Below are 18246 nucleotides of genomic sequence, written 5' to 3'. Positions count from 1 at the left end.
ACCCGTCTGCTTGACCGCGCGAGGCTGGCGACGTTACCCTATGGCATCAATCATCGAGCATACACTCCGGGAGCCGCATGCCGCCTTTCTTCTTTTCCAAGACCTTGCTGAGCGTCGCGCTGGCAGCCATGGCGCTGCCGTTGACGGCGCATGCCGCCACGCCCGCCATCGATCCACTGACGCAGCCGATCGCCTCGCCCTACGCGGCGCAGTGGAACCGCCCGCAGCAGCCGGCGCGCATCCACGGCGACACGTATTACGTGGGCGTGGGCGGCCTGAGCGTGGTGCTGATCGACACGCGCGAAGGCTTGATCCTGATCGATGGCGCGTTGCCGCAATCGGTGGCCGCCATCAAGGAGCATATCCTCGAGCTGGGCTTTCGCCTGCAAGACATCAAATTCATCCTGAATACGGAAGCGCATTTCGACCATTCGGGCGGCATCGCCGCCCTGGCCCGCGACAGCGGCGCGCAAGTGGTCGCCAGCCCGCTGGGCGCGCAGGCGCTGCGCGCGGGAGCGGTGCTCGCCCAGGACCCGCAAGCGGGCGAAATCGATCCCATGCCGGCCGTGGAGAACGTGCGCGAGATCGCCGATGGCGAAACCCTGCAGCTGGGCGGCGTGACCATCACGGCGCGCTACACGCCCGGCCATACGCCGGGCAGCACCAGCTGGACCTGGGTCTCGTGCGAAGATGCGCAGCGCGAAGACTGCCTGAGCGTGGTGTTCGGCGCCAGCCTCACGCCGGTGGCAGCCGACGATTTTCATTACCTGGGCGATGAGCGCCATGGGGATCTGACACCGGCCTTTCGCCGCGTCATGCAGGACTTCGCCAGGCTGCCCTGCGATATCCTGATCTCGGCCCACCCGGACCATTCCGGCGGCGACCTGAAACTTACGCAACTGCTGGAAGGCGTCACGCCGAATCCCTTCATCGATACGCAGGCGTGCAGCAACTACGCTGCCAGGAATGAAGCGAAGCTCGATGCGCGCATCGCAAAGGAGAAAGCGGCTGCGACAAAATAACAACGTTGGCGCATGCACCATGAAAAGCGGTTGACGCACTGCAGCATACGGTGCAGAATCACTGTCCGCAGTTCAGATTAACCAGACAAAGGAAAGGATACCCATGTTCGAGCAGGCTGGCAGCAAGTACTACCACTAGCCCCGTGCATGACGCTCGGGGCCATCGGCACGTTGCCGATCCCGAGCCGGTGTCCTTCAAAACCCCGGTGAGGAAACTCGCCGGGGTTTTTTGTTTCATAGGGGCCCCGGCATAACGACAAGACCAAGGAATACGTTATGCCCATCCACCAGACATTGCGCGGCGCCCATGTGCCCGTGCATATTTTTACCGACGATATCGATGCGCAGGCGCTGCGCCAGCTGCACAATATCGCCAGCCTGTCCATCGTCCATCCGCATGTGGCGGCCATGCCCGACGTGCATGCCGGCATCGGCGCCACCGTCGGCAGCGTGATTCCCACGCGCGGCGCCATCATTCCGGCCGCCGTCGGCGTCGACATCGGTTGCGGCATGAACGCCGTGCGCACGACCCTGACGGCCAGCCAGCTGCCCGACAACCTGGCGCGCCTGCGCAGCGCCATCGAAGCGGACGTGCCCGTCGGCTTCGAGCAGCACGACTGGAGCCGCGTGCAGGGCTCGCGCCATGCGCGCGCCGCGCGTCCTCTCGGCGGCCGCCTGGAGCGCATCGTCGACCGGCACCGCGGCATTGCCAAGATGCTGCGCCAGTTCGAGCGCACGTGGATCTGCCAGGCGGGCACCCTGGGCGGCGGCAACCATTTCATTGAAATCTGCCTCGACGAGGAACAGCGCGTGTGGGTCATGCTGCATTCGGGGTCGCGCGGCATCGGCAATGCCATCGGCCGCTATTTCATCGCCGCCGCGCAGAAGGACATGCGGCGCCACCAGCTGCAATTGCCGGATGCGGATCTGGCGTACCTGAGCGAAGGTTCCACGGTGTTCGACGACTACGTGGAAGCGGTGGACTGGGCGCAGGACTATGCGCTGCTCAACCGCAGCGAAATGATGCGCCGCGTGCTCGATGTACTGGCGAAGTTTGCGCCGCCGTTCCAGCTCGATGGCGAGGCCATCAACTGCCACCACAACTACATCGCGCGCGAAACGCACGGCAATGCAGATCTATATGTGACGCGCAAGGGCGCCATTTCGGCGCGGCAGGGCGAGCTGGGCATCATCCCCGGCAGCATGGGCGCGCGCAGCTTCATCGTGCGCGGCAAGGGCAAGCCGGAATCGTTCTGTTCCTGTTCGCACGGGGCGGGGCGCAGCATGAGCCGCAGCGAGGCGAAGCGCCGCTTCAACCGCTTCGACCTGGCCGAGCAGACGGCCGGCATCGAGTGCCGCAAGGATGGCGGCGTGGTCGACGAAATTCCGGCTGCCTATAAGAATATCGACGCCGTCATGGCGCACCAGAGCGACCTGGTGGAGGTGGTGCATAGCTTGCGCCAGGTCGTCTGCATCAAGGGCTGAAAGGAGGCAATATGAAAATCAAACTGAAAGCCACGCCCAAGCCGCGCAACCCGCTGGTGGCGGCCGCCAGATTGCGCGGCGGCGCCGGCGCGCACCAGTCGGAGGCGTCGCCGCGCGCGGCGCGCCGGGCCGGCAAGCACCGCCTGCAGCAATGGCTGGCGGGCCGTCTCAAGCCTGACGATTAAGGGCTGGCAGCTCGACGATGTAGTTCGGATCGAAAGCGGGATTTTGCGGCGCGCCGCTGCGCGTCTTGTAGCCGCACGGGTTGCTGACCACGCGGCACGGGCCGATCCGGTAGTCGCGCGAGGCGTGGATGTGGCCATGCACCCAGAGGTCGGCCTGCGCGGCCAGCTCGTCCAGGCGCGAAGCGTAGGCGGGCGAACACGCTTCGCTGCCATACGCGTCGTCCACCGATTGCAGCGACGGCGCCATGTGGCTGACGACCACGGTGCGCCCATCGAAGGGCTGCGCCAGCTCGCGCGCCAGCCATGCTTTTTGCTGCGCGTGGAACATGGCCGTGTCGGCCGCGCGCAGCTTGCGAAAGCCCATGTTGGCCAGGCGGATGCGCTTGTAGTCGTTCATGACGGCCTCCGCGTCGCGCATGGCCGCCTGCCGCGTGTCGTCGCCCAGCAGGCGGAAATCCGTCCACAGGGTGGCGCCCAGGAAGCGCACCTTGTTGCCCGCCGGGTCATCCATGATGTGCGTAGCCGCGTCGAGAAAATGCACGTTCGGCGTGGCGGCGCAGGCGGTACGCAGCTCCTGGCACACCTTGTCCAGGTGGTGGCCATAGCCTTCGTGGTTGCCGTGCACGTACAGCACGGGCAGTCCCGCAAACGCGCTGGCCGCCCAGGCGACGGCGCGGGCGCCCGTGTCGATGTCGCCGGCCAGGATCACGACGTCGGGATAGCTGAGCGCAAGGTCGCCTTGCGGCGCTTCGTCGCGCCATAGCTCACGGTGCAGGTCCGACAGAATCAATAAACGCATGCGGCGTCCAGGCGTTGGGAGAGGATGCCATCGTACCTGAAAACCCTCATTCTTCCTCCAGCGCGGCGAAGCCGTGCGCCAGGTAGTCGATCAGCGCGCGCACGGCCGGCAGCAGGCCGCGCCGCGAAGGGAATACGGCATGGATGATTTCGCGCTGCGGTCGCCATTGCTCCATCAGCGGCAGCAGGCTGCCATCGGCGATCTGCTCGGCTATCATCATGGCTGGCAGCTGCACCACGCCCACGCCAGCCACGGCCGCGTCGCGCAAGGTCAGCATGTCGCCCGTGACGAAGCGCGGCACGTGGCGCAGCTGGGCGCGTGCGCCGTCCGGGCCGTGCAAATCCCACTGATAGTGCTGTTGCGGCGTGCCCAGGGCCAGGCTGGGCCAGTCGGCCAGGTCGGCCGGCGCCTTCGGCGCGGGCGCGCCGGCGAACAGCAGCGGGCTGCCCACCATGCACTGGCTGCGCTCGGCCAGCACGCGCAGCACCAGGTCGCTGTCGGGCAGCGGCGGCGGGCGCACGCGGATGGCCACGTCGATGCCTTCGGCCACCAGGTCGACGCGGCGGTTGGTCGCTTCCAGCAGCAAGGTCACTTGCGGATGGTCGCGCATGAAGCGGGCCAGCATGGGGCCCACCAGCGTGTGCAGCAGGGCGACGGGACAGGACAGGCGCACCGTGCCGCGCGGCGCAGCGCGCGTCAGTTCGATCGCTTCCTGCGCCGCTTCCGCTTCCACCAGCATGGCCTTGCAATGCTCGTAAAACGACAGCCCCACGTCGGTGACGGAAAAGTGGCGCGTCGTGCGCTGCAGCAGGCGCACGCCCAGGCGTTCTTCCAGCAGCGCGATGCGCCGGCTCAGCCTGGATTTCGGCATGCCCAGCGCGCGTCCGGCCGGGGCGAAGCCGCCATGGTCGACCACCTGCACAAAGTAATACAAGTCGTTCAGATCCTGCATGCCGCCTCCTTGATCGTTCTATTCTTGGAACGCTGATGGCGAATTTTACCGTCTACCGCGCTTATCGTTGCAAGCGTATTCTGTCTCCATCGTAATGCATACCCGAACAGGAGAGCGAAATGAACAAAATTACCGGTATCTACAGCGCACCGCGCCAGCACTGGGTAGGCGACGGTTTTCCCGTGCGCTCGATGTTTTCGTACAACGGCCATGGCAAGCAGCTGAGCCCCTTCCTGCTGCTCGACTATGCAGGCCCCGCCGAGTTTGCACCCGGCACCCGTCCTCCCGGCGTCGGCTCGCACCCGCACCGGGGCTTTGAAACGGTGACCATCGTCTACAAGGGCGAAGTGGCGCACCGCGACTCGACGGGGCAGGGCGGCGTGATCGGTCCCGGCGACGTGCAGTGGATGACGGCCGGCGCCGGCATCCTGCATGAAGAGTTTCACTCGCCCGCCTTCACGCAGTCGGGCGGCACGCTGGAAATGGTGCAGCTGTGGGTCAACCTGCCGGCCAAAAACAAGATGACGGCGCCCGGCTACCAGGCCATCACCAGCGACACCATTCCCACCGTGGCGCTGCCCGATGGCGCCGGCGCGGTGCGCGTGATCGCCGGCGACTTCGGTGGCCAGCATGGCCCGGCCCGCACGTTCTCGCCGATGCAGGTGTGGGACATGCGCCTGGCCCAGGGCAAGCTGGCGGAACTGCCCGTGAACAAAGGCTGGAGCACGGCGCTGATCGTCCTGCACGGCACGGTGCTGGTCAACGGCGAGAGCGTGGTGCGCGAAGCGCAGATGGCCTTGTTCGAGCGCGATGGCGACAGCATCACCATCGAGGCGAACAACGATGCCGTGGTACTGCTGCTGAGCGGCGAGCCGATCGACGAACCCATCGTCGGCCACGGCCCGTTCGTCATGAATACCGAGGCGGAAATCGTGCAGGCGTTCGAGGATTTCAACAGCGGCCGCTTCGCCCGCATCGAGAAGTAAATCACTTTGAGCAGTACCCATGCCGCATCCCGCGGCATGGTTTTCCAGGAGACCACCATGAGCACCCCCGCCAACTTCCAGGGCTTGCCGCCGATGATAGACCCCGACGACGCCGTCATGCTGCTGATTGACCACCAGAGCGGCTTGTTCCAGCTGGTGCGCGACATCGAACAGCACGTGCTGCGCGGCCACGTCACGGCGCTGGCCAAGCTGTCGCGCCTGGCCAACATGCCGACCTTCACCACCGCTTCCGTGCCTGATGGCCCGAACGGTCCCCTGATCCCGTAAATCCACCATTTCAACCCGGAAGCCGTCTACATCCCGCGCACGGGCCAGATCAATGCCTGGGACAATCCGGCCTGGGTCGAGGCCATCGAAAAGACGGGCCGCAAGACGCTGCTGATCGCCGGCACGCTCACCAGCGTGTGCATGGCTTTTCCCGCCATCAGCGCGCTGGCGGCCGGCTACAAGGTGTTTGCCATCATCGACGCCTCGGGCAACTGGTCGAAGATGGCCACCGACATCACCATGGCGCGCGTGACGCAGGCCGGCGCCGTGCCGATCGACACGTATGCCGTGCTGGCCGAAGTGATGAGCACCTGGAACCGCGCCGATGCGATGGAGTTTGCCGCCATCATGACCGACCATATCGTGCCGCCGTATCGCGCGCTGATCGAAAGCTACGACAAGGCGCAGGGCGTGCAAAAGAATGGCCGGGAAACCCGGCTGGAGATCCTGGAAGCGGCTGCCAGGGGCTGAGCGCCGCTACGGCGCTTCATAGCGGGCGCGGATCGCCGGCAGCGTGCCGCGCTGTTCCAGGCGCGTGATGGCGGCGTTCAGGCGCGCCAGGTCGGCGGCGCTGGTATTGCGTGCATTGAGCATCAGGTGCACGGGCGCGCGCAGGGCCAGGAAGGGCAGGGCGTCCAGGGCCACGCCCTGCTGGCGCGCCTCGTGGCGCACGGCCAGCACGTCGCCCAGCAGCAGGTCGGCGCGGCCCGCATCGAGCATGCGCACGCCTTGCTGGAAGCTGCCGAACGCATTCAGGCGGCCGGCCTTTTCCAGCACCGGCCGGGCCGCCGCGTACTGTGCGCCATACCAGCCCACTTTGGGCGCCAGCAAGGTCGACTTGCCGCCCGCGAGCTGCGCGAAGCTGGCGATCTGGCGCTGGCCGCCGGGCGCGCCGGCCTTGCTGAACAGCCCCACGGTCTCGTCGCGGTACGAGATGGAAAAGCGGGCATAGGACTGGCGTTCCGGCGTCTCGGACGCGGCCAGCATCAGGTCCAGTCCCCCTTTCTGAAACAGCAGCTGGCGCCGCGCGGTGGGCAGTTCCGGCAAGGTGACCAGGGTGCACCGGGCTTCCTTGAAAATGGCTTGCAGCAACTCCAGGTCCAGGCCCGTGTAGCGGCCCTGGGCATCGCGGTAGACATACGGCGGCCATTGCTCCAGCGCCATCGTCATGCGGCAGGCCACGGCGGGCAGGGCAGATACGCCCAGCACTGCCGCAAACAGGAGATGGCGCATGCGCATACGGAGCTTCCCTAGAGTTTCAACTTGATATTCAATTTGCCAGAATGGCCATGGAAGTCAAGGGCTGCGGCGGCTGAATGCCCCTCCGGAGCGCATTTCCTGGATTTTTGCGCGTTTTTTCTTCCCGGCCCCGCCGTTTTCGCCTCGGGGACGGCGAACACCGTGCAGTGTAATCGGCTATAGTGACGCGGTGCCACCACTGCCCCGCAAAGGAAGACCGCTTGACTGCCCCGCTCGAGATCGCCGCCAATGTACTGATGACTGCTTCCATCGTTCTGGCCGGACGCAACAATATTCATTCCTGGTGGATCGGCATTGTCGGCTGCGTGCTGTTTGCCGTCCTGTTTTTCCAGGTCAACCTGTACGCCGACGTGATGCTGCAACTGTTTTTCATCGTCACCTGCATCATCGGCTGGCTGCAATGGCGGCGCGGCGCCGGCGGCCAGCCCTTGCCGATCACGCGCACGGGCTGGCGCAGCCTGGCCTGGGTGGTGCCGGCCGGCATCGCTTCCGTGGTGATCTACGGCCTGCTGCTGCACCGCTTCACGAATGCCTACGCGCCCTTCATCGATTCGGCAGTGTTGGTATTTAGCATCGTCGCGCAATTCTTGCTGATGAGCCGGCGCATCGAAACCTGGGGTTTCTGGCTGCTGGTCAACACCGTGGCCGTGCCGCTCTACTACAGCCGCGGCCTGCACCTGACGGCCGTGCTGTATGCGGCCTATTGGGTCAATGCCCTGATTTCCTGGTACTGGTGGCGCGTGCAGGCGCGCCGCGCGGCGCAGGCGCCCGCTGGCCCGTCCGCGGCCATCGCCGATGCCTGAATGTTGTCAAACGACAAGTGCTTAGATCCAAATCGTATATACATTCAATTTTTAATTCGTTCACGCCATAAAGGCGCCGCGATATAGTGGCCATTCCCCGCTTACCGGTGTCTTTTATGTTGCGTTCTCCCCCTTCTGCCAGTTTTTACGCCACTCGTCATCAGCTGACCATGCAATGCATGGCGCAGTGGATGCCGATGCGTGGCCGTCCACGCATCCCGTAAGTCACTCCCATCCGTTTCGTTGTCGTTTGCCCGCTGGTCCACCCGGTCCGCGTGCCCCTGCTCGGCCTTTTTTATCGGAAAAAGGCTGCAATCCCAATAAGAGGAAACCATGTTCAAACCACTCGCCATCAGTCTTGCCATCGCCGCCGCCTTTCCCGCCTTCGTCCATGCCCAGGAGGAGATGCTGCGCGTCAACGTCACCGGTTCGAATATCCGCGTCAGCGAAAAGGAGGGCGCCAGCGCCGTGCAGGTCATCACCGCCAAGGAATTGAAAGCCAGCGGCAAGACCAGCGTCTCGGATGTGCTGCGCGCCATCTCCGCCAACAGCGGCAACAGCTACAACGAACAATACACGGGCAGCTTTTCGGCCGGCACCTCGGGCCTGTCGCTGCGCGGCATCGGCCAGAAAAATACCTTGATCCTCGTCAACGGCAAGCGCGTGGCCAGCTATGCCACGGCGCAAAACCTGCAGGAAACCTTTGTCGACCTGAACAGCCTGCCGATGGCGGCCGTGCAGCGCATCGAGGTGCTCAAGGATGGCGCTTCGTCCGTCTACGGTTCCGACGCCGTGGCCGGCGTGGTCAACATCATCCTGTACAAGGAATTCACGGGCACGGACGTCACGGCGCAATGGGGCGGCTCGACGGAAGGCACGGGCCAGCACGAAAAGAGCGCGGCCCTGCAGACGGGCTTCGGCAAGCTCGAGGAAGACGGCTACAGCCTGGTCTTCTCGATCGACGCGCAGCAGCGCGACAAGCTGCAGCAGAGCGACGTGGACTGGATGCGCGACGCGGATTTCCGCAACCAGCAGCGGGGCAGCCTGGGCTGGGCCATCACCAACTACGCGGGCACCGATCCCACCAAGACCCTGGGCGGCGTGCGGGGACCATTGCAGCTGGTCAATTATGGCGACATCACGTCCGGCAAGACGGGACAAGTGCTGGCCTACAATCCGTCGCCGTATAAAACCCTGATCCCCGGCATCCAGCGCGTGCATACGGCTGCGCGCGCCACCTTCAAGCTGAACGCGGATACGGAAGCGTATGTCGACTTGCTGCACAGCTATTCGCGTGCCGACCAGACGTTCAGCGCGCCGTTGACGGTGAACAACGCCACGCGCGTGTGGAACAATGCCACGCAGGCGCTCGACACCATCCCCGTGGTGCTGCCCGTGGGCCATCCGAACAACCCGGGCGCGACGCCCCTGCCGTTTACGGCCACCCTGTTCGACCTGGGGCCGCGCCTGAAACAGGACCGGGTCACGTTCTACCGCGCGCTGGCGGGCCTCAAAGGCACTCTGGCAGGCTGGGACTGGGATGCGGCCGTGGGCCACTCCAGCAGCAAGCTGGAAGAAACGGTGCAGAACTTCGTCAACCGCTATGAATTCCAGAAGGTGCTGGCCGACGGCAGCTACAATTTCTTCGACCAGTCGCAAAACAGCGAAGCCGTGCGCAACCGCCTGCGCCTGTCGACCCTGCGTCCGGCCGAATCGACGCTCGATACCGTCGATTTCTCGGCGGCCAAGGACATCTGGAACTTGCCGGCCGGTCCGCTGGGCTTTGCCGCCGGTGCCCAGTGGCGCCGCGAAAAGATGGATTCGCAAACCTCGACGGCCGTGCTGTCGGGCACCGAGCTGCGTCCGGCCATCAACATCATCAACGGTTCGCGCAGCGTGTCGGCCCTGTTTGCCGAATTCAACGTGCCCGTCGTCAAAGACCTGTCCGTCAACCTGGCGGGCCGCGCCGACCATTACAGCGACTTCGGCAATGCGTTTTCGCCGAAAGCCAGCGCCCGCTACCAGGCGGCGCCGTGGCTGCTGGTGCGCGGCACCGTGTCGCGCGGCTTCCGCGCGCCATCCTTGCCGGAAATCACGCAAAGCACGGCCGTCAGCTATGTCAGCGTGCTCGATCCGCGCGACCCGGTCACGCCCACGCAGACGCGCGGCGTGACGGCCATTACCATCGCCAATACGGCGCTGCGTCCCGAGCGTTCGAACAACCTGAACCTGGGCGTGGTGGTCTCGCCCACCAGCAGTTCGAGCATCGGCCTCGATTACTACCGCATCAGGCAGGATGGCGTGATCGGCACGGAAAGCGCCACCACCACCATCGCCAATGAAGCGTCGGCGCCGCAAAAGATCACGCGCGATGCCGATGGCCGCATCACCACCCTGTACCGCCAGTACCGCAACCAGGGCCAGCGCGAAGTGTCCGGCATCGACCTGGACCTGCGCCAGCGCTTCGTCGACAAGGACTGGGGCAAGCTGACCCTGGCCGGCCAGCTGAGCCGCGTGCTGCGCTTTGCCGAGCCGCTGTCCGATGGCGCGCCGCTCACCGATGGTGCCGGCACCAATTACTTCGGTTCCATCCCGAAATGGCGCGGCGTCACCTCGGCCACCTGGGAGCAGGGCAAATGGGCGTCGACCCTGACCTGGAATTACGTGGGCAGCTATGCGCAAAACACGCATCTCGATGAATCGGTGGCCGCCTTCAGCACGTTCGACGTGACCACCAGCTGGCAGGTGACGCCTGCGGCGAACGTCACCTTCATCGTGCAGAACCTGGCCAACAAGCGCGCGCCGTGGGATTACTCGGCGTCGGGCTTCGACTATACGCAGGCCGATCCCCGTGGCCGCTTTGCGTCCCTCAAGCTGAACTACAAGTTCTGAGCGCGCCGCACAGGCGGCGCTAGCGTCCGCCCGCCGCCTGCCGCCTGCCGCTGTCCCGTCTGCTCCTGCAGGCGCTGGCGGTAGGCGCTGGGCGTGACGCCCATGCGTTCGCGAAAGGCGGTGGCGAAGTTGCCCGCGTTGTGAAAACCGATCAGCAGGGCGATATCCTGCACGTCGATGTCCGTCTGCTGCAGCAATTCCACGCCGCGCGCAATGCGCGCTTCGCGGATGAAGGCAAACACGGTCATGCCCGTCTGCTCGCGGAACATCAGGGTCAGTTTTTCGCGGTACGTGCCCACGCTGCGGGCGATTTCGGACAGGTTGGGCAGGCTGCCCAGGTTGTCGAGAATGAGTTGTTTGACGGCATTGACGAACACCAGGTCGGGATGCTGGAGCTTGTCGCTGACCGGCGTCGTTGCCGGCAAGTCACTGTTGCTTTTACGCATCAAACCCAGGTGGATATGGATGCGCACGGCCAGCTCTTCCGGCGTGAACGGCTTGGAAATGTAGTCGACGCCGCCCACCTGCAAGCCCATGATGCGCTCTTTGGCCGCATCGGCGCCGCTGAGAAAGATCACGGGGATCTGTTCCGTTTCGGGATTCGCCTTGAGCAAACGGCATGCCGTGTAGCCATCCATTTCGGGCATGCGCACGTCGAGCAGGATCAGGTCGGGATGCGTGGCCAGCGCCAGCTGGTAGCCCTGGTAGCCGTTGAACGCGATGCTGAAACGGTAGGGCTGCTCGCTGAGCAGTTCCATCAGCATGCGCTGCTCGAACGCGGAATCGTCCACGATCAAGATGTTCTTTTTGATGGTTTCGCTGGTCAATGGCATGGCATGGATGACTTAACCAAAAAGCAAGTTGTGGTTTATTATGCCCTGCTTTTTCTTTTTTTTCTGCTTTTCTCGTGTTTCAAAAGATGTTTCTCCGCAAGAAGAAGCGGCGATTTTTTAGATCGCTAATAATCCAGTCGTACATTGATTAAAAGCAATGTCGCTTGCCAAAAAATCTGTTTTGCAAATGCTGCAAAAAATGCCGGAGTCCCCGGATTCCTGACTCTCGGCACAAGTATTGTGTCGTCCTGGTTTGCGTGCCAAGAAAACGCCGCCTATACCGTGACTATCCTCGAAGCCCGTCGTCTCGACGGGCCCATTAATGATGTTCCATCATCAGGAGGTATCATGTTGCGAGTTATTTATCCCCGTTTGATCGCTGCCGCCAGTGTCGCCATTGCCAGCACGGCATTCGTGCCTGGCCAGGCCGCTGCCGCCGTTTATTTGAACGGCAGCAACACCGCGACTTTTGACGTGACTCTGAAAATCATCGCCAATTGCACCATTGCGGCGGCTAATCTCGACTTCGGACAAAGTCAGGGTGTACTGGCTACTGCCGTTAACGTCAATACGACCGTGAATGTCACCTGCACCAATACCACGCCGTATAACGTGGGTCTGACGGCGGGCACGGGGACCGGTTCGACCGGCACTACGCGCTACCTGAGCGGTACCGGCGGCAACCTGGGGACGGTGCAATTCAATTTGTACCAGACGGCCGGCAGCACCTTGTGGGGCGATACGCAGGGTACGAATACCGTCGGCGGCACCGGCAACGGCTCATCGCAGCCGATCACGGTGTACGGCAATATTCCGCCGCAGGCGACACCGGCCCCCGATACCTACAAGTCGACCATCACGGCCACCGTTTACTTTTAAGCCAGGCGCTGCGTGAAGGGCGGTTTGATTTTCCTGATGAAAAGCGTGCTGGCGCTGCTGGCCTGCTGTGCCGCGGGCGTGCACGGCGCCAATCTGCAGATTTCGCCGGTGACGCTCAATCTGCGCGCCGCACAGAGTGCCGCTGGCATCAACCTGCAAAATCTGGGCGACCAGCCCATCTATGGGCAAGTGCGCGTGTTCGCCTGGGACCAGCGCGATGGCGAGGAAGTGCTGGCGCCCACGCAGGAACTGGTGGCCAGTCCACCGATCGTTGAAATCGCCGCCAACAGCCGGCAGACCATCCGCCTCGTGCGTGCCCAGGCCGGCGCCGTCGCGCAGGAGCAGACATATCGCGTGCTCATCGACGAAGTCAGCCGCGACGATGACTCTGGCCGCAGCGGCGTCGATATTCGCCTGCGCTATTCGGTGCCCGTGTTTGTGCTGCCGGCCGGTGCGCCGGGCCGGGAAATGCTCGACTGGCAAGTTTTCCGCGAGCAGGGCGAGTGGATGTTGCGTATCAAGAACAGTGGCAATGTCCATGCGCAGATTGGGGCGATGACGTTCACGAACCAGGGGGGCAAGGAGTTTGTCATCAGCAAGGGGCTGTTTGGTTATGTTCTGGCGGCACGCATGCGCGTATGGCGCCTGCCCGTCGCCAGGGAAGCTGAACTGGATGGACCGTTGAGTATTGCGGTGAATGTGAATGCAAAGGCGCTCGTTGCCACGAATTCGACACCTTGAACATGGCCGCCATGGCGGGCGAGCTTGCCGCACGCCTTCGGCACGGGCGCAAGCGGCTTAAACCATGAGACGCGCACCGACCTGGCGGACCTGCTGGACCTTGCTGCTGCTGGCCATGGCGTCATTGGCCAGGGCCGATGGCTCGGCCGTCGTGACGGGCGCCGATCCCGGACCGGCCAGCCTGCCCAGCGATCCGATGGCACCGAATGAACTGTATCTGGAGGTGAGTGTGAATGCTGTATCAACCGGGCTGATCTTGCGTTTTACCCAAGTGGGCAAAACCTTGCGCAGCAGTGTGGCCAACTTGCAGCAGCTTGGGCTGGACCCGGCGCGGCTGGGCGTGCCCGCGCAGACCGAAGTGGCGCTCGATGCGATTCCCGGACTCGGCTATGACTATGATGCGGCGCGCCAAAGCGTGTCGCTGCAGGTGGCGGACGACTTGCGCTCGCCGTACCGCATCAACGCGCGCCTGGCGGCGGCGCCGCCGCCGTCGCGCGTCACGCCCGGCGCCGTGCTCAATTACGAAGCCTATGGGGAACTGGGCCAGACGCGGCGTGTCGCCATCTTCAACGATTTGCGCTATTTCAATGATAACGGCGTTTTCAGCAATACCGGCACCTTGAATCTGGGGGCGGACCAGCGCAAGTACATGCGCTTCGACACCTTCTGGAGCCATGCCGACCCCGAGACCCTGCAAACGTGGCAGGTGGGCGACCTGATTTCCTCTTCGCTCAGCTGGAGCCGCGCCGTGCGCGTGGGCGGTGTGCAGTGGCGCAAGAATTTCCAGCTGCGCCCCGACCTGCTGACGTTCCCCGTCGCTTCCGTCGATGGCTCGGCGCTCGTGCCTTCGTCGCTGAGCCTGTACGTCAATGGCGTGCAGCAATATGCTGCCAGCGTACCCAGCGGTCCATTCGTGCTGAACCAGGTAGCCGGCATCAACGGCGCCGGGCAAGCCACCATCGTCACGCGCGATGCGCTGGGGCGCAGCGTGACGACCGTGCTGCCCCTGTATGTCGATACGCGCATGCTGGCCAGCGGCTTGAGCGATTATTCGGTCGAGGCGGGCGCCGTGCGGCGCGATTACGGCCGCCGCCTGTTCGGCTACGAGCGGCAACTGGTTGCCAGCGCGTCCGGCCGCCATGGCGTCAATGACAGCTTCACCATCGAAGGCCATGCGGAACTGGCCGCCGGCCTGTATCAGGCGGGGGCGGGCGCGCTGGTGCGGCTGGGGCAGGCGGGTGTCCTCAATGGCTCGCTGTCGGCCAGCGCCGGCCGGTACCGCGGCGCGCAGCTGGGCGCCGGTTACCAGTACATGGGGCCGCGCTTCAGCGTCGACGTGCAGGGCGTGCGCGCCAGCACCGGCTTTGGCGACCTGGCCTCGCGCGACGGCAGTCCCGTGGTGCGCGCGGCAGACCGTCTTACCGTCAGTCTGCCCTTGCCGGCAGGAAGTAGCATCAGCAGCAGCTATATCAGTTACCGCACGCCTGGCGCACCGCCATCGAAGCTTGCCACCATGGGCTATTCGGCCACCCTGTTCCACGGCCTGTTCTTGAATGTCAGCCTGTTTCAGGACTTGCGGCAACGCGAGAAGCGGGGCTTCTATTTTGGCCTGAGCATGGCGTTTGACAACAATCTGGCCATCAGCACGAGCAGCAGCCGGCAAAATGGCGAGAGCGGCCGTAACGTCAGCGCGCAGCGCGCAGCGGACTTTGGCGGCGGTTTTGGCTGGGGGGTGCAGGCTGGTACCGCGGGCAGCAATGTCTACCGGCAGGCGCAACTGGAATACCTGGGCAACTATGGCCGCGTGAGCGCGCGCACGCAAAGCAGCAGCATGGGCACTGCTTCCTCGCTGGGCGCGGCCGGCGCGCTGGTGCTGATGGATCGCCATGTCGAGGCGGCGCGCCAGGTAGGCAATGGTTTTGCGCTGGTGTCCACGGGGGGCGTGGCAGATATTCCTGTGTTGCATGAAAACCGCCAGATCGGCGTGACGGGGCAGGACGGCTATCTGCTGGTGCCGAATTTGAATCCCTATGGCAATAACCAGATCAGCATCGCCACGGATGAGCTCGACGCTGATGCGCGCGTCCCCGTGACCAACATCAATGTCGTGCCGCAACATCTGGCCGGCGTGCTGGCAGCCTTTCCCATCGAGCGCTACAGCGCGGCAACCGTCGTCGTCCAGGGCGCCGATGGCAAGCCGCTGGCCACGGGCTTGCCCGTGCTGCATGTGCAAAGCGGCAAACAGACGGTCGTGGGATTTGACGGCATCATTTTCGTCGACGATCTGCTCGAGCAAAATCAGCTGCAAGTGGGCGAGGGAGACGGCGCTTGCACGGTAGGTTTTTCCTATGTGCGTCCGGCAGCGGGCGGCTTGCCCGTGATCGGGCCGCTGCGTTGCGCTGCCGCCAGCGCCGGGGCAGACCGCTGATGCGCCGCCTGCTGCTATGGCTGACTTTGCTGCTGGGCTGTGCCTGGGGCGGCGCGGCGCAGGCCGATAGCTGCACAGTGAGCATGACGAATATCGATTTCGGCAGCGTCAGCCCGATTTCCGGCACCGATTACGTGGCGCAGGCAACAGGGACCTTCAGCTGCGTATTTTCGTCGCTGAACCTGGGGCAGTTGCTCACGCCCAATGCACAAGTGTGCATCTCGCTGGGGCTGGGCACGAACTCCACCTCGGCCCTGCCGCGCAAGCTGGGCAATGGCAGCAACCGCATGGAATACAACGTGTACGTGGACAGTTCATATGCCACGGCGAAGATCTGGGGCGGCGCCGGCGTGGCAGGCGCGCCGTCGACCTTCGGCATGATCCTGTCGGCCGGCTTGCTGGCCCCGCCCGGCACCTATTCCATGACGTTCACGGTGTATGCGAAGATCCCTGCCGGGGCGGCCCTGGCCGCCGTGCCGACGGTCGCCAACGCAAATACCGTCTATACGTCGAGCTTTGCCGGCCAGGGCACCTACACCTACACCACGTATGGCCTCGTCAACCTGTCTGGCTGCACGGTCAACAGCGGCAGCTTCGGCTTCACGGTGAATGCCACGGCCGTCAATGATTGCACGATCACGGCCACGCCGATGGCGTTTGCCAATGCCTCCATTCTGACGGGCAATTTGCGCAGTACCAGCACCTTGTCGGTGCGTTGCGTGAATAACAATGCGTACCAGATTGCCCTGAACGGCGGCAGCGTGGCCGGCAACGTGGCCAACCGCCAGATGAAGAATCTCTTAACGACAGACAAGATCAGCTACCTGCTGTCCGCCACCCTCGATGGCGCGCCATGGGGCGATGGCACGGCTGGCACCAGCATGGTGACGGGCACGGGGACGGGCGCCAGCGTGCCGCTGACGATTTACGGCCGCGTGCCGGCGCAGGTATCGCCGCGTCCCGGCGACTACAAGGACACGGTGACGGCGACGATTTATTTCTAGAACGTGACGGTGATGAGGCCGCCGCCCGACGGCGCGGCTTGCCGGTGCAGCTGGTAGGGCGTGTTGTGGCGGCAGTGCACCTGCGCCGGTGCGCGCTGGGTGCTGACGGTGCAGACCTCGTGGATGACGAGGCTGGCCTGGAACGATGCGGAGGAGACGGTACCTGCGGTGGTGGTCTGGCAAACGGCAAGGGCGAACAGGGCTGGCAGTACGGCAAGCTTCAAAGGAGTCATCTTGGATGCATCTGGCGAAAAACGGGCGTGGTCAGCGACGCCGCATGGCGAGGCCGACACCATTTTTCGTACCGGGTTGAGGGGAGCAGAACGAGCCATGATTGTACTGGAACAAGAAAAGTGTGAGTTTGTGCGTATTTTCAGGCCGCCATCATGGGGTGAACGAAGCTTTCAAGATGATAGTAACTAAGTTTCTGTACTGCAACTGAAATACTTTTTTGATTGTTGTGTTGAATCAACGTGAGGAGATGGTCATGAAACATACCAACTTTAATAATTTGCCCTGCCCGATCGCACGCAGCCTGGGCAAGGTGGGCGAATGGTGGAGCATCCTCATCCTGCGCGAAGCGTTTTACGGCAAGACGCGTTTCGACGAATTTGAAAAAAGCCTCAAGATTGCGCCCACCATCCTGACGCGCCGCCTGGCCGACCTGGTCGAAGGGGGCTTGATGACGCGCCGCCTGTACTGCGCCAAGCCGCCCCGCTACGACTATGTGCTGACCAAGTCCGGGCGCGCCTTCAAGCCCGTCCTGCTGGCGTTTATTGCCTGGGGTAACGAGAACTTCGCACCCGAAGGCGCCAGCCTCGTCATCGCCAGCCGCGACACGGGCCTGGCCGCCGATCCGGTGCTGGTCGACGCCATGACGGGCCTGCCCATCAATGACGAGTACTATGCGTTCGCGCCAGGACCGGCGGCCAGCGACAGCATGCGCAGCATCATCCTCGACGCGGAAAAAAGCAGCGGCATCGCACCCAAGCCGAAGGCGCCCGCCGCCAACCGGGGCTGGGTGGCGGAAGGGCATCTGGCCTGATCGCCGCGCGATGTTGCCGGGAATTGGCCGGCACGCGCGGCAAGTTTGGCGAAAAGCAAAGCGGGCGGCGCGGCCTGGGAGTACTCTCGCACCAGGTAGTGCAAGTGCGGCGTAGGCCCGGCTGTGCGGGGCAGGGCGCCATCCGTGAGCCGATGTCCGTTGAAGGAGTACTGCGATGAGCACATTGCAACAACACGCGCGCCGCGCCGCCACCGTGCTGGCGCTGGCAACCCTGCTGGGCGCCTGTTCCCATGGCCCGCACCAGCCGGGCGGCCATGACGTTACCTTGACGGGCGCGCAGGAAGTGCCGGCCAATACCAGCACGGCCAGCGGCAGCAGCAATATCCGCGTCGCCCACGACCGCAGCGTCAGCGGCGGCGTGCGCTACACGGGCATGGTGGCCACCGTCGCGCACATCCATGAAGCGCCCGTCGGCGCCAACGGCCCCGTCATCGTGCCCCTGGTGCAGACTGGCGCCGGCATGTTTGCCGTGCCGGCCGGCAGCATGCTCACGCCGCCCCAGTATGCGAGCTACCAGGCCGGCAACCTGTACGTGAACGTGCATAGCGCCGCCTACCCGGCCGGCGAGATCCGCGCCCAGCTCAAGCCCTAGCGGGCCGCCCGCGTTTTTCCGAAAACCTCCT

17 protein-coding genes and 1 pseudogene are annotated in these 18246 nt (G+C 64.2%); 13 read left to right on the top strand and 5 right to left on the bottom strand.

Features of this window, described 5'->3' with window-relative positions; all coding sequences use genetic code 11:
• Positions 1 to 77 precede the first annotated feature (77 nt).
• From bla to GCN74_RS28720, 3 genes are all read left to right on the top strand, one after another.
• On the top strand, positions 78 to 1022 hold the full coding sequence (gene bla, locus GCN74_RS11265; RefSeq protein ID WP_152256772.1) for a subclass B3 metallo-beta-lactamase: 945 nt from the start codon (positions 78 to 80) through the stop codon (positions 1020 to 1022).
• A gap of 276 nt (positions 1023 to 1298) precedes the next feature.
• Positions 1299 to 2507 (top strand): RtcB family protein, encoded by a 1209-nt coding sequence (locus GCN74_RS11260; protein ID WP_152256771.1) that lies wholly within the window; start codon positions 1299 to 1301, stop codon positions 2505 to 2507.
• Between the two features lie 11 nt (positions 2508 to 2518).
• Positions 2519 to 2692, top strand: coding sequence for a hypothetical protein (locus GCN74_RS28720; protein WP_193317045.1), 174 nt, complete (start codon positions 2519 to 2521; stop codon positions 2690 to 2692).
• Here GCN74_RS28720 and GCN74_RS11255 read toward each other — a convergent pair.
• The gene (locus GCN74_RS11255) at positions 2676 to 3491 is read right to left on the bottom strand and encodes a metallophosphoesterase family protein (protein WP_152256770.1); all 816 of its coding nucleotides are present in this window, start codon (positions 3489 to 3491) and stop codon (positions 2676 to 2678) included. The two genes, GCN74_RS28720 and GCN74_RS11255, sit on opposite strands and share 17 nt — an antisense overlap.
• Before the next feature lie 46 nt (positions 3492 to 3537).
• Positions 3538 to 4443, bottom strand: a complete 906-nt coding sequence (locus GCN74_RS11250) for a LysR family transcriptional regulator (RefSeq protein ID WP_152256769.1) — start codon at positions 4441 to 4443, stop codon at positions 3538 to 3540.
• Between the two features lie 119 nt (positions 4444 to 4562).
• On the opposite strand from GCN74_RS11250, the gene GCN74_RS11245 reads away from it, so the two are divergent.
• Both GCN74_RS11245 and GCN74_RS11240 read left to right on the top strand, forming a co-directional pair.
• A complete protein-coding gene (locus tag GCN74_RS11245; RefSeq protein WP_152256768.1) occupies positions 4563 to 5429 on the top strand; it encodes a pirin family protein in 867 nt (288 codons plus the stop codon).
• 57 nt (positions 5430 to 5486) lie between these two features.
• Positions 5487 to 6188: pseudogene (locus GCN74_RS11240) on the top strand (isochorismatase family protein).
• Between the two features lie 6 nt (positions 6189 to 6194).
• Here the strand turns inward: GCN74_RS11240 and GCN74_RS11235 are convergent.
• Positions 6195 to 6950: a substrate-binding periplasmic protein gene (locus GCN74_RS11235; protein WP_226938993.1), complete on the bottom strand. Its 756-nt coding sequence runs from the start codon at positions 6948 to 6950 to the stop codon at positions 6195 to 6197.
• Positions 6951 to 7177: 227 nt separating this feature from the next.
• On the opposite strand from GCN74_RS11235, the gene pnuC reads away from it, so the two are divergent.
• Entirely contained in the window at positions 7178 to 7780 is a 603-nt protein-coding gene (gene pnuC / locus GCN74_RS11230) for a nicotinamide riboside transporter PnuC (protein ID WP_152256766.1), read from the top strand.
• A 333-nt stretch (positions 7781 to 8113) separates the two neighbouring features.
• Complete coding sequence (locus tag GCN74_RS11225; protein ID WP_152256765.1) at positions 8114 to 10672, top strand: TonB-dependent receptor; 2559 nt, start codon at positions 8114 to 8116, stop codon at positions 10670 to 10672.
• Here the strand turns inward: GCN74_RS11225 and GCN74_RS11220 are convergent.
• A complete protein-coding gene (locus tag GCN74_RS11220; RefSeq protein ID WP_152256764.1) occupies positions 10660 to 11505 on the bottom strand; it encodes a response regulator in 846 nt (281 codons plus the stop codon). The genes GCN74_RS11225 and GCN74_RS11220 overlap by 13 nt on opposite strands.
• Before the next feature lie 348 nt (positions 11506 to 11853).
• On the opposite strand from GCN74_RS11220, the gene GCN74_RS11215 reads away from it, so the two are divergent.
• From GCN74_RS11215 to GCN74_RS11200, 4 genes are all read left to right on the top strand, one after another.
• Positions 11854 to 12384, top strand: coding sequence for a spore coat U domain-containing protein (locus GCN74_RS11215; RefSeq protein WP_152256763.1), 531 nt, complete (start codon positions 11854 to 11856; stop codon positions 12382 to 12384).
• A 45-nt stretch (positions 12385 to 12429) separates the two neighbouring features.
• Positions 12430 to 13125, top strand: coding sequence for a molecular chaperone (locus tag GCN74_RS11210; RefSeq protein ID WP_226938992.1), 696 nt, complete (start codon positions 12430 to 12432; stop codon positions 13123 to 13125).
• 64 nt (positions 13126 to 13189) lie between these two features.
• Positions 13190 to 15553, top strand: coding sequence for a fimbria/pilus outer membrane usher protein (locus tag GCN74_RS11205; RefSeq protein WP_152256762.1), 2364 nt, complete (start codon positions 13190 to 13192; stop codon positions 15551 to 15553).
• Entirely contained in the window at positions 15553 to 16557 is a 1005-nt protein-coding gene (locus tag GCN74_RS11200; RefSeq protein WP_152256761.1) for a spore coat protein U domain-containing protein, read from the top strand. Before GCN74_RS11205 ends, GCN74_RS11200 begins: the two co-directional genes overlap by 1 nt.
• Here the strand turns inward: GCN74_RS11200 and GCN74_RS11195 are convergent.
• Complete coding sequence (locus GCN74_RS11195) at positions 16554 to 16790, bottom strand: hypothetical protein (RefSeq protein ID WP_152256760.1); 237 nt, start codon at positions 16788 to 16790, stop codon at positions 16554 to 16556. The genes GCN74_RS11200 and GCN74_RS11195 overlap by 4 nt on opposite strands.
• 254 nt (positions 16791 to 17044) lie before the next feature.
• Here GCN74_RS11195 and GCN74_RS11190 point away from each other — a divergent pair, with 254 nt between their 5' ends.
• Positions 17045 to 17602 carry a winged helix-turn-helix transcriptional regulator gene (locus GCN74_RS11190; RefSeq protein WP_071326735.1) on the top strand — a complete coding sequence of 186 codons (558 nt, stop codon included), beginning with the start codon at positions 17045 to 17047 and terminating at the stop codon, positions 17600 to 17602.
• Between the two features lie 175 nt (positions 17603 to 17777).
• Positions 17778 to 18215 carry a CHRD domain-containing protein gene (locus tag GCN74_RS11185; RefSeq protein ID WP_152256759.1) on the top strand — a complete coding sequence of 146 codons (438 nt, stop codon included), beginning with the start codon at positions 17778 to 17780 and terminating at the stop codon, positions 18213 to 18215.
• Positions 18216 to 18246: the final 31 nt, after the last annotated feature.

Source organism: Janthinobacterium sp. FT14W (genome assembly GCF_009208755.1).
GTDB classification, from domain to species: Bacteria; Pseudomonadota; Gammaproteobacteria; order Burkholderiales; family Burkholderiaceae_D; genus Janthinobacterium; species Janthinobacterium violaceinigrum.
Note: the sequence above shows the minus strand (reverse complement) of the source record. Positions and strands in the feature narration are given on the sequence as shown.

Excerpts from the sequence above, each read along its gene's own strand:
- bla (WP_152256772.1), top strand. The coding sequence starts at position 78 with ATGCCGCCTTTCTTCTTTTCCAAGACCTTGCTGAGCGTCGCGCTGGCA.
- GCN74_RS11260 (WP_152256771.1), top strand. The coding sequence starts at position 1,299 with ATGCCCATCCACCAGACATTGCGCGGCGCCCATGTGCCCGTGCATATT.
- GCN74_RS28720 (WP_193317045.1), top strand. The coding sequence starts at position 2,519 with ATGAAAATCAAACTGAAAGCCACGCCCAAGCCGCGCAACCCGCTGGTG.
- GCN74_RS11255 (WP_152256770.1), bottom strand. The coding sequence starts at position 3,491 with ATGCGTTTATTGATTCTGTCGGACCTGCACCGTGAGCTATGGCGCGAC.
- GCN74_RS11250 (WP_152256769.1), bottom strand. The coding sequence starts at position 4,443 with ATGCAGGATCTGAACGACTTGTATTACTTTGTGCAGGTGGTCGACCAT.
- GCN74_RS11245 (WP_152256768.1), top strand. The coding sequence starts at position 4,563 with ATGAACAAAATTACCGGTATCTACAGCGCACCGCGCCAGCACTGGGTA.
- GCN74_RS11235 (WP_226938993.1), bottom strand. The coding sequence starts at position 6,950 with ATGCGCCATCTCCTGTTTGCGGCAGTGCTGGGCGTATCTGCCCTGCCC.
- GCN74_RS11225 (WP_152256765.1), top strand. The coding sequence starts at position 8,114 with ATGTTCAAACCACTCGCCATCAGTCTTGCCATCGCCGCCGCCTTTCCC.
- GCN74_RS11220 (WP_152256764.1), bottom strand. The coding sequence starts at position 11,505 with ATGCCATTGACCAGCGAAACCATCAAAAAGAACATCTTGATCGTGGAC.
- GCN74_RS11215 (WP_152256763.1), top strand. The coding sequence starts at position 11,854 with ATGTTGCGAGTTATTTATCCCCGTTTGATCGCTGCCGCCAGTGTCGCC.
- GCN74_RS11205 (WP_152256762.1), top strand. The coding sequence starts at position 13,190 with ATGAGACGCGCACCGACCTGGCGGACCTGCTGGACCTTGCTGCTGCTG.
- GCN74_RS11200 (WP_152256761.1), top strand. The coding sequence starts at position 15,553 with ATGCGCCGCCTGCTGCTATGGCTGACTTTGCTGCTGGGCTGTGCCTGG.
- GCN74_RS11195 (WP_152256760.1), bottom strand. The coding sequence starts at position 16,790 with ATGACTCCTTTGAAGCTTGCCGTACTGCCAGCCCTGTTCGCCCTTGCC.
- GCN74_RS11190 (WP_071326735.1), top strand. The coding sequence starts at position 17,045 with ATGAAACATACCAACTTTAATAATTTGCCCTGCCCGATCGCACGCAGC.
- GCN74_RS11185 (WP_152256759.1), top strand. The coding sequence starts at position 17,778 with ATGAGCACATTGCAACAACACGCGCGCCGCGCCGCCACCGTGCTGGCG.